The organism is Paenibacillus sp. AR247, from assembly GCF_002968895.1.
GTDB classification, from domain to species: Bacteria; Bacillota; Bacilli; order Paenibacillales; family Paenibacillaceae; genus Paenibacillus_AQ; species Paenibacillus_AQ favisporus.
Map to the genome: position 1 here is coordinate 13,256 of NZ_PCZT01000011.1, position 10,201 is coordinate 23,456.

At 54.1% G+C, this 10,201-nt stretch carries 9 protein-coding genes; 2 read left to right on the top strand and 7 right to left on the bottom strand.

Annotated features, from left to right (window positions below):
• On the bottom strand, nt 1-121 hold a 121-nt coding region (locus tag CPT76_RS20755), incomplete at its 3' end, for a redoxin domain-containing protein (protein WP_146116376.1).
• Nucleotides 122-332: 211 nt separating this feature from the next.
• Between CPT76_RS20755 and CPT76_RS20760 the strand changes: the two genes are divergently transcribed.
• Together CPT76_RS20760 and CPT76_RS20765 are read left to right on the top strand one after the other, a co-directional pair.
• Nucleotides 333-1,391 carry an LCP family protein gene (locus CPT76_RS20760; RefSeq protein ID WP_105444320.1) on the top strand — a complete coding sequence of 353 codons (1,059 nt, stop codon included), beginning with the start codon at nt 333-335 and terminating at the stop codon, nt 1,389-1,391.
• 42 nt (nt 1,392-1,433) lie between these two features.
• Entirely contained in the window at nt 1,434-2,744 is a 1,311-nt protein-coding gene (locus CPT76_RS20765) for a glutamate-1-semialdehyde 2,1-aminomutase (RefSeq protein ID WP_105444321.1), read from the top strand.
• Between the two features lie 146 nt (nt 2,745-2,890).
• Here the strand turns inward: CPT76_RS20765 and CPT76_RS20770 are convergent, their stop codons facing one another.
• The 6 genes from CPT76_RS20770 to CPT76_RS38450 all read right to left on the bottom strand — a co-directional run.
• Nucleotides 2,891-4,351, bottom strand: coding sequence for an ABC transporter substrate-binding protein (locus tag CPT76_RS20770; RefSeq protein ID WP_105444322.1), 1,461 nt, complete (start codon nt 4,349-4,351; stop codon nt 2,891-2,893).
• A gap of 116 nt (nt 4,352-4,467) precedes the next feature.
• Nucleotides 4,468-5,340, bottom strand: coding sequence for a carbohydrate ABC transporter permease (locus tag CPT76_RS20775; RefSeq protein ID WP_094600071.1), 873 nt, complete (start codon nt 5,338-5,340; stop codon nt 4,468-4,470).
• Nucleotides 5,341-6,243 carry a carbohydrate ABC transporter permease gene (locus tag CPT76_RS20780; RefSeq protein WP_374954702.1) on the bottom strand — a complete coding sequence of 301 codons (903 nt, stop codon included), beginning with the start codon at nt 6,241-6,243 and terminating at the stop codon, nt 5,341-5,343.
• Nucleotides 6,244-6,359: 116 nt separating this feature from the next.
• Complete coding sequence (locus CPT76_RS20785; protein WP_105444324.1) at nt 6,360-7,685, bottom strand: response regulator transcription factor; 1,326 nt, start codon at nt 7,683-7,685, stop codon at nt 6,360-6,362.
• Between the two features lie 41 nt (nt 7,686-7,726).
• Nucleotides 7,727-9,535 carry a sensor histidine kinase gene (locus CPT76_RS20790; protein WP_105444325.1) on the bottom strand — a complete coding sequence of 603 codons (1,809 nt, stop codon included), beginning with the start codon at nt 9,533-9,535 and terminating at the stop codon, nt 7,727-7,729.
• 440 nt (nt 9,536-9,975) lie between these two features.
• Nucleotides 9,976-10,201: hypothetical protein (locus CPT76_RS38450; protein WP_219845455.1), on the bottom strand; the 226-nt coding region annotated here is incomplete at its 5' end.

Sequence of the window (10,201 nt, forward strand, 5' to 3'; positions counted from 1 at the left end):
CCTTCGGATAAAAATACAGCACCACCTTGCGTCCCCTAAAGCTGCTGAGGGTGATCTCCTCCCCTGTAGAAGCCGGAAGGGTAAAATCGGGAACGATGTCTCCAACTGCAAATTGTGTCATATGTATCACTTTCTCCTTTCAGAGGCCAAGCACTGCATCTATATAAATTGAACACTTTCGTTCATTTTATCTTGGTGAAATGCTTTCCAGAATGTAAAATTGATTGTATTGTCAAAAAAAATTATAATAAATGAATCCTTACTCTACAAATGTCTGAACATGTCGAAGACAAGCACTCTCCTTCAACAGGATAGCGAAAGGAAGAAAAGGAATGACTCCAAGGAAAAAAACAATATTATGGATTATAGCCATTATCGTATTAGCCATCATCGGTTATGCGGTCTATTATTTCGCATCAATTTATAATGGCCTGCAGGGATTGCAGAAGTCCGCCGAAAACTCTCCTTTTAAATCGGTTACCCCCGTCGAAGTCAAAGTTCCCGATCCTCCCAAATGGGAAGGCACCGAACCGGTCAACATCCTGCTGATGGGCGTGGACGCCCGCGGCATCAAGGAAGGTGAAGTTCCCAGGTCTGACAGCATGATGGTCGCCTCCCTGGATCCCGTCAAGAAGCGCATCAATGTCTTTTCGATCCTCCGCGACACGTACACCGACATTCCCGAACACGGCCAAGACCGCATCAATACAGCGATTACCCATGGACCGAATACGGCAATGAAGGCAGTCGGTGATCTGCTTGGCATTCCTATCCAGTATTATGTCTATACGGACTTTCAAGGATTCATCAAGCTGGTGGACGCCGTCGGCGGCGTAGATTTCTACGTGGAGAAGGATATGTATTATCCGAGCAACGCGGACAACCATGAATACGATATCGACCTGAAAAAGGGCCAGCAGCATCTCGACGGCACAACAGCTCTGCAGTACGTCCGTTTCCGTCATGACGCAACATCGGACTTCACGCGGACGGAGCGGCAGCGGGCCTTCCTGAAGGCGGTCGCCCAAAAAATGCAGTCCACGACGTCCATCATGAAGCTTCCGAACATTTTGGAGCAGGTCAGCCCATATATAGATACGAACCTGTCCGTCAATGACATGTGGAAGCTGGCGACAGTCGGTTACCAGAGTCAAATGGCCGGCAGCGAGCAAATTCCGCCGATGAAGCTGCTGAAAGAGGAAAAGATCGGCAGTGCTTCCGTCCTGACCGTTTCCAGCGAAAGCAAGCTGAAGCAGTATATCCAGGACATTATGAACAAGCCGGAGACGGTGCCGGTATCCAGCGAAGGCAAAACAGGCACCCCAACCAATACCAATTCAACAACCTCCGGCGAGACCGGGGAGAACGGCAGTACGGGCAGCAGCAACTAGGCAGCCCGCCTGCTTTTTATTTGAGAAAGGAAGTTATCCGTCATGAATCGAACACGTTCCGAACAATTATATCAGGAAGCACTGCAGCACATCGTCGGCGGCGTCAACAGCCCCTCCCGCTCGTTTAAGGCGGTTGGCGGCGGGGCGCCCGTCTTTATGAAACGGGCGAACGGAGCCTACTTCTGGGATGAGGACGACAACCGTTATATCGACTACCTCGCCGCTTACGGCCCGATCATTACCGGGCACGCCCACCCGCATATCACGGAAGCCATTACGCGTGCCGCTCAGAACGGCACCTTGTACGGAACACCGACGCAGCTTGAAATCCAGCTCGCCCGGATGCTGAAGGAAGCGATCCCGTCGATGGACAAGGTCCGCTTCGTCAACTCCGGCACCGAGGCCGTCATGACGACGATCCGCGTCGCGCGTGCCTATACGAAGCGCAACAAGATCATCAAGTTCGCCGGATGCTATCACGGCCATTCGGACCTCGTGCTCGTGGCGGCTGGCTCGGGCCCTTCCACGCTCGGCATTCCGGACAGCGCCGGCATCCCGACGAGCATTGCGCACGAGGTCATTACCGTGCCTTATAATGACCTCGACGCCCTTCAGGCGGCGCTGGCCAAATGGGGCGACGACGTGGCGGCCGTCATGGTCGAGCCGATCGTCGGCAACTTCGGCATGGTTATGCCGAAGGAGGGCTTCCTCGAGGGCCTCTGCCGCATGGCTCGTGACAACGGCTCCCTCGTCATCTATGACGAGGTGATCACGGCCTTCCGCTTCCACTACGGCAGCACGCAAACCTTTGCGGGCCTGCAGAACCATGACGCGATCCGGCCGGATCTGACCGCCCTCGGCAAAATCATCGGCGGCGGGCTGCCGATCGGAGCCTACGGCGGCTCCAAGGAAGTGATGGAGCAGGTCGCGCCGCTCGGCCCGGCCTACCAGGCCGGCACGATGGCGGGCAACCCGGCCTCCATCTCGGCGGGCATCGCCTGCCTTGAAGTGCTTCAAGGCGAAGGCGTCTATGAAGAGATGTACCGGCTCGCTGCGAAGCTCGCGGACGGACTGCAGGCATCGGCCGGCCGCTACGGCATGCCGCTGACGATCAACCGCATCCGCGGGTCGCTGTCCACGCATTTCTGCGACCATCCGGTGACCAACTACGACGAAGCGCAGGATACGGACGGTGAAGCTTTCGCCGCCTTCTTCCGCGCCATGCTAAACCGTAATATCAATCTCGCGCCGTCCAAATACGAGGCCTGGTTCCTGACCACGGCCCATACCGAAGCGGACATCGACGCGACGCTGGAAGCGGCAGATGCCTCCTTCAAGGAGATCAGCAAGTAAGAGAGGATCCGGGGAGGCCTGGAATCCACCCCGATCATAACGAAAGACCCTGCCTGCGGCTGTTCAGCCGGGGGCAGGGTCTTTTTTGTATTTATGATAAGTACCTCTAAGCTAACATCTGGCCACAATTCCGGCCGTCCGCTTCCTTACTGCTGAGGCTTGATCTCATCGAAAAACTTGGTTTGCACCAGTTTGGCCGCGTCGTCCAGCTGCTTCTTGGAATCCGTGTCTTTCTTCGAGAACAACTCCTGTACGACGTTGGACATCGCGCCATAGTAATCCTGGGTGCCGTACTGGGCTTCAGGCTTGCCGTCCAGCAGTCCAAACAGGTTCGGATCGTATTTGTACACGTTGTCGTACTTGTCGTAAATCGCGGCCACCTTTTTACCGTACTCCGAATCGTCCTTGAAGTAGTTCAGCGGCGCCGGCACGAAATATTTATTGTTGGACTTACGCTCCTGAATATTGCCTTCGAGCGCTTCCAGCCCTTTATCCGTAAAGTAGTCGAATGTGATGTAGCGGAACGCCATTTCCTGCTCATCCTTGGTGGCGTTCGGATTAATGACGAGATAGTTGCCGCCGAGAATACCGTAATGCTTGCCGCCTTTCTCAGCCGCCGGCATCGGATAGGCCAGCACGTTCTCCGGCTTCAGCCCGCCCTGGTTGAGCGCGGCGTCAATGACGTCATACGCGCCTGCGATGACCATCGCCGTCCGTCCCTGCTGGAACGCGTTCAGGGCATCGCTCCAGCCGAGAGCCCAATCCTTCGGAATGGCGTTGGCTTCCCATCTCAGCTTTTTATAGAAATCGAGCGCCTTCACACCGGCATCCGAATTGAACGCCGCCGTATATTTCCCGTTCTCCACCTTCTGGATTTCCCCGCCCGCTTCGAACAAGAAGTTCGTCCAGTTCCATCCGGCTTCATTGCCTTTCCCCATCGGCGCAATGCCGGAGATGCCCTTCTTCACATCCGCGGCGCCTTTGGCAGTGTTGTACATATCGTCCCACGTCCAGTCCAAGGGCGGCACCGGAACCTGCTTGGCGTCAAGCAGCGCTTTGTTGATCATGGTTGACGTGATGTACCCGTTCTGGGTAACGCCGTAGACCTTGCCGTCCACCATGAACTGGTTTTGCAGCAGCGGATTCATTTCGTCCTTGTATTCCCACTTGTTGTACAGGTCCGAGATATCCGCGACCCAGCCGCGTTCCACCAGCATTTGCGCTTCGGTCGCAAACGTGTTGTAGAATGTCGGGGCTTCGTTCGAAGCCATTTTGATGCCGATTTCGTTGACGCTGTACTGCCAGTCGTCCTTCACGATCGTCACGTTCGGATACTTCTCGGTGAACCGTTTGATCTTGTCGTCTTCCTGCGCCCGCAGATCTTTTTGGTCCGGAAGCGGATAGTGGATTTTGATCGTGATTTTCTTCTGGGTAATATCTTCCTCCGATTTCCCCGCATCCGTCGTCGCCGTCGTTCCCCCGGATCCGGATCCATCGGACCCGCCGCCCTGATTGTCGCCGCCGGCCGTTTTGCTGCCGCCGCTGCAAGCCGCAAGCACCGAGGCCGACAGCAGGAGGCACATCAGCACCATGGAAAACTTACGCATTGAAACTCCCCTTTTCGTCAAATGGTATGGTTTACCCTCTCATCATAAGAGAGGATGGTTCATCAATCGATGTGTAATCGTATGCCCTTCATGTGCATGCCTACGATGTTGGCCGGTCATCCTTTGACCGCCGACAAACTGACGCTCCGCATAATGAACCTCTGGAACACAAGGAATACGAAGATCGGCGGGATCATGACCATGAACAAAATCGTGAATTTGATGTTATTGTCCATGCTCCGTGCGTTGATGACGTATTTGTAGATCGCCGTGGCCAGCGTATACTTTTCCTCACTGTGCATCACGAGCGACGGCCAGAACCAGTCGTTCCATGCCGTGGAAAAGATAAAGATGGCCAGTGTAGCGAAGATCGGCACGGACAAAGGAACGGCAATCCGGACGTAGCTTGTGAGTTCGGACGCTCCGTCGATGCGGGCCGCTTCGAAGATCTCCGGATGAATACCGTCGAAGAAATTTTTCATCAGCAGAAAATAGTAGGCGCTGGCTCCGGCCGGCAGCCAGAATGCCCAGTACGTATTGAGCAGGCCCAGCTCCTTCAAATTAACGAAGTTCGGAATGATATAGCTCGACGCCGGGATAAACAAGGTCATCAGGATGAAAAAGTAAATTCCCCTGCGGAACGGCACATTCAGCTTCGAGATGCTGAACGAGGCCAGGCCAAGCACCAGCACAGTCATCAGCAGATTGCCGACGAAGATCAAGATGGTGTTCTTCAAAAACATTGGCAGGTTGATATAATCCCAGCCTTCCGAGAAATTGTCCCAATTCCACGTTTGCGGAAAGAAATGCGGCGGGAACGAGTTCACTTCCTGGTTCGTCTTCAGACCGTTAAACATCGTCATCAGAATCGGGTACAGCATCGTGACGACCATCACTGCGATGCCAAGCACCATGATGCCGTACACCACTTTGTTCAGCGGCTTCCTCAAATCGGAAGAAGAAAGGATTCCTCTGTCATGCTGGCTCATCTAGTAATCCTCCTTGTTCATCTTGAATTGAAGCAGTCCGAGCAGGCTGAGTACGATAAACATCAGCATGCCCAGTGCCGTCGCCGAGCCGTAATCCAGCTGGTTGAACGCGTACTTCACGATAAGCAGCGCATAAGTCAGCGTCGTGTTGTTCGGTCCCCCGTCAAGCAGCGCGAGCTGGGACTGGTAGGCTTGGGACGTCCCGATGATTTGCAGGATAAACATCAGCACGATCAGATTCCGTATGGAAGGGATCGTAATGTAGCGGATCCGGTTCCATACGCCGGCCCCGTCGATCTCGGCGGCTTCATACCAGTCTCTCGGAATGCTGAGCACGCCGGCCAAATAGATCAGCATCGCGGATCCGAACTGCTGCCACGTCTCCATGAACACGATCGAGATCATGGACCATCGCCCGTCGGAGATAAAGGACACCGGTTCCACACCGAAGCTGCTGAGCAGCCCATTGATCGGACCGACCGGGTCATACATCCACCGCCACATGCCGTACAGCACAACGCCCGGCACTACAAACGGCAGGTAAGCGGCAATCCGGGCAAAGCCCTGAAAAAACCGCAGCTCCGAAATCGCAATCGACGCCACAATCGGCACCCAGAAGCCGATAATGACCGTTAAAAACATGTAATACAGCGTATTTTTAACGGCTGTCCACACATCGGGGTCGTGCAGCACCCTGGCGTAATTATCGAAACCGACAAAGGTGTTGCCTTTGACGAAATCAATCGTAAAGAAGCTGTACAACGCTCCTTTGATAATCGGCACCCACAAAAACAAAATGAAAATGACAATGGCCGGCAGGATGAACAGGTATCCCCAAAGATGCTTTTTCCACCTGCTCGTTCGTCTGCCCGCCGGCTCGCTCTTCGCTTCCGGCTTTAACATAGCTGTAGCGGGTTCCCCCATCTGTCTCCCTCTTTCCTCTAACGATTCTTAAGGATAATTGTAGAAAAGCGGGCTGCCCGCGCACATGTCTAGTTCTATGGAAATGATGGCTGTTCTTACTTCTTCATCTCGCTCGGGCTCATGCCGAAATACTTTTTGAATATTTTGCTGAAATGCTCCGGCGACTCGTACCCCACCCGCTCGGCGATTTCATAGCGGCGCAGGTCCGTGTTCTGAAGCAGGTGGCGGCTCTCCTCCATCCGCAGCTTGATGACGTACTCCCACAGGTTATGCCCGGTAATTTTCTTAAACAGGTAGCTCAAGTAGTTCGGACTGACATGATTCTTCTTCGCCACCTCATGAATGGTCAGCCCCTTCTGGCTGTAGTTCTCTTCGATATAGCGCCTCGTGCTCTCCACAATCCGGTTGCTCTGCGTCGACAGCTCTTCTGCAGACGGATCTTCAGCGTAGTTATGCCAATTGAAGTCCCCGTAATAAAACACGTGGTAGTCCGGGTAGTGCCGGCTCCACAGTATCGCTTTATCGACCTGGCGGCCGAGTACGGAAAGAAAAGGAATGCCCTTCAGGATCTGACTGATGGCGACTGTACATTCCAGCTTCAAATATTTGCGGATATGATGGTACACGCTGCGGCCGGCCATTTCGAGCTGGCTGAGCTTGTTCTCGCCGATTTCCGCATTCGCCGCCTCGCTCCACTGGATAATCGCATGGATGTCGTCATCCGGCGAGTAAAACAGAAGCGCATCCCATTCCTGATCGAGCAGCTCCTTCACAATATTGAGCGAGGCATACCGGAGAAGCCGCCGATCCCTGTCGGTATAGGTCGGGCTGCCAGAGGAAAGGTCCAGCCTTATTTTCATAACGGCAAAATACGGACCCTTCAGCCCAAGCTCGCCATATTCACCGCCCGTCTCAAGATCCCCCGATTCATGGCCCGCTTCTTCCGACAGCAGCCGGTTCAGAAGCTCGTTCTTGCGGGGCCCGGGCTCCTCCATGCGAAAATCCTCTTGCGTCGCGGTCAAAAGCTCATTCACCTGCGGTATCCGTTTATCCATCTTGAGCAGCACGCTGCCGACGGAGTCCAGAAACTGCTCGCTGTTCAGCGGCTTCAGCAAATAGTCCTTGGCTCCGAGCCGGATCGCGCTTTGCGCGTACTGGAACGTTTCATGCGCTGAAATAATAATCGTCTGCACCCACGGCTTGATGATTTTCGCCTGGTGCATCAGCTCGATTCCGTTCATCTCCCCCATCTGAATGTCGGTGACGAGCAGGTCGACCTCCTCCATCCGGACGATATCGAGCGCCTCATGGCCGCTGCCCGCCGTGTAGACTTGACCAATGTCGAGGCCCGATGCGCTCAACAGCCCGGCTAATCCTTTGCAGATGAGCGGCTCGTCGTCGACGACCAAAATATTGAACATGGATGCTCCCCCTTGTATGTAGCTTGTTTATACCTTGTTTGTCATGAACCGCCTGCCTTTTCGGCGGGAAGCGTGATCGTGACCAGCGTGCCACCGCCCGGGCGGACGCTGTAGACAAGGCCGTACTCCTTGCCGTAGTGAAGCTGAATCCGCTGATGGATGTTCCGGACCCCGTAACCGGTCGAAGGATCATTTGTTTCACTGTTCAAGTTCCGGTTGATGGCTTCGATGTCCACCGGTTTGTAGCCATTATCGGAGATGCGGATGCGCAGGATGCCCCCGGACGCCTCTGCTTCGATGCGGATTTCGCCGTCCTCCCCCATATTTTTAATGCCGTGAATGATTCCGTTTTCGATCAAAGGCTGCATCGTAATTTTCGGAATGCTGAACGGGTGCAGCGATTCCGGGACGTCGATGTCCACCTGGAACACATAATCGTATCGGTTCTGCTGCAGCTTGATATAGGCGGTCGCATGCTCCAGCTCCTCTCCGAGCGTAATCAGCTCCCTCCCGCGGCTCAGGCTGATTTTCATCAGCTTGGACAGGTCCTTGATCATCTCGGCCGACACGTGGTTGCCTTCCATCTTGCTTTTCCAGTAGATGCTCTCCAGCGTGTTGTACAGCAAATGCGGGTTGATCTGCTGGTACAACAGCGACAGCTGCGCTTCCTTTTGCTTTAAATCCATGTCGTATTTGTAATGAATCAGATCGTTCAGGCGCCGGGCCATTTCGTAAATGGTGGAGATCAGCACGCTGACCTCATCGTTACGCTTCCGGTGCGGCGTTTCGGGCACGGCATTCCCCGGCTCATAACGCCGGACGAAGGTGACCAGCTTCTGCAGCGGGGTCATCAAGGACCGCCAGAAATATAAAATGATGATCAGACCGGCGGCGAAATACGCGACCGAGATGATCTGGATGACATGCTTCATTTCGTCCTGCTGCTGCAGGAGCGCTTTGACCGGCACTTTGTACACCAGCTTCTGCTGGAGCACGTAGTTATAATCCACGACATAGATAAAATCCTTCGTAATGACGTCCTTGACGCCCATAGGTGAATTCCCCGGCTCCACTTCGGGAGGAAGGCTGAGTACGCCCTCGGCATCCGGCTGGGTGGAGGTCAGAATGTGATTGTTCCAATCGGTAAAATACAGCTCGCCTTCCGGCAGCGACACGGTCTTCAGCGATTCGCCGATCCGCGCGTCCACGTTCGTTACCATCAGCACGCCGATCGTACCGCCCTGATCAATGTTGTTGATCGCGCGGACATAGCCGAGCGTCTTCTGGTCATACTGCCCCTTCGCCGGCGGGGATAAATGATCGGTTAGCCGCAAATAGCCGTTCCCTTTACGGGCTACCGCTTCGTCAAACCATTCCGGCTTCTCGGCCTCGTTCGAAAAGAAATAGACCCCCGACTTTTTGGACTCCGGATAATAAGGGGCAAAAAAGTAATGGTTGCCGGGATCGTACACGTACAGCGAATAGTACAGCGGCTCCCGCTCATCGCTCTCCTGCGAGTATGAGCTCAACATACGCTCCAGCTTCTCGTAGGTTTTCACCCGCTGCAGCACCGTGTCCTTCCCCGTCGTATCCAGCTGCTGGACCACCGAATTCTGAAACACCGTCGCCGTCACCTTGTTAACGGTTTCAATATCGCGGCTGATCAGTTTGAAATTTTGCTTGTTCAGCTCTATATAAGCATTGGTTACATGGCGTTTTAAAATCTGGCCCGCCCTGTTGTTGCCGTACCCGTTCAGAATAAACACGGGAATGACGAGAACCAGAAACAGCAGGATCATCTGCTGCCTGACGTTCATTCTCGCCAGCGGATTGCGGATCCCCCGCTTCATCAGTCATAACACCTCCGGCTTTCCTTCAATATACCAACAATAAAAATGGGGAAGTATGTGCGTTTCTACGACAATCATTCGCGATTGTAAGATATGCACGGTTGACAGGCCCATGGGCGATTAGTCCTAGTGTAATTTATTTTCGGATGGTTGCCAGTAAAATTTTACGGCAGCGTTATTGGCGGGCCGCGGCGGTGGAATAGCGACGGGATGACAACGGAATAGCAGCGGAATAGCAAAAGGTTAACAACGGAATCGTGACTGAATAGCACCGGGCTTGCAATGGGATGGCAATTGGATTGGAACGGGATTGCAAAAGGTTAACAACAACGGAGTCGTGACCGAATAGCACCGGGATTGCAATGGGATTGCAACGGAATAACGGCAGATGCCCTCTTTCCTTCCTCGAAAAAATGAGCTACAATAGTCCAAATCCATTTTCACGATGATGAAGAAGAGTACGCGCGAATTGCGGCCTTACAGAGAGCCGGCGGGTGGTGCAAGCCGGTGGCGGCGCGCGCGGAAGTGGGCTTCGGAGTGCCACGTCTGAACAGGAACGCTTCCCAAAGAAGCGGACAGTAGGATGGGCGGCAGGTCCCCACCGTTAACCGGGGCAGGGTATCGAGGAAGGCATACGCAATTTTCTTTTCGTTTAGCGCCGGAATC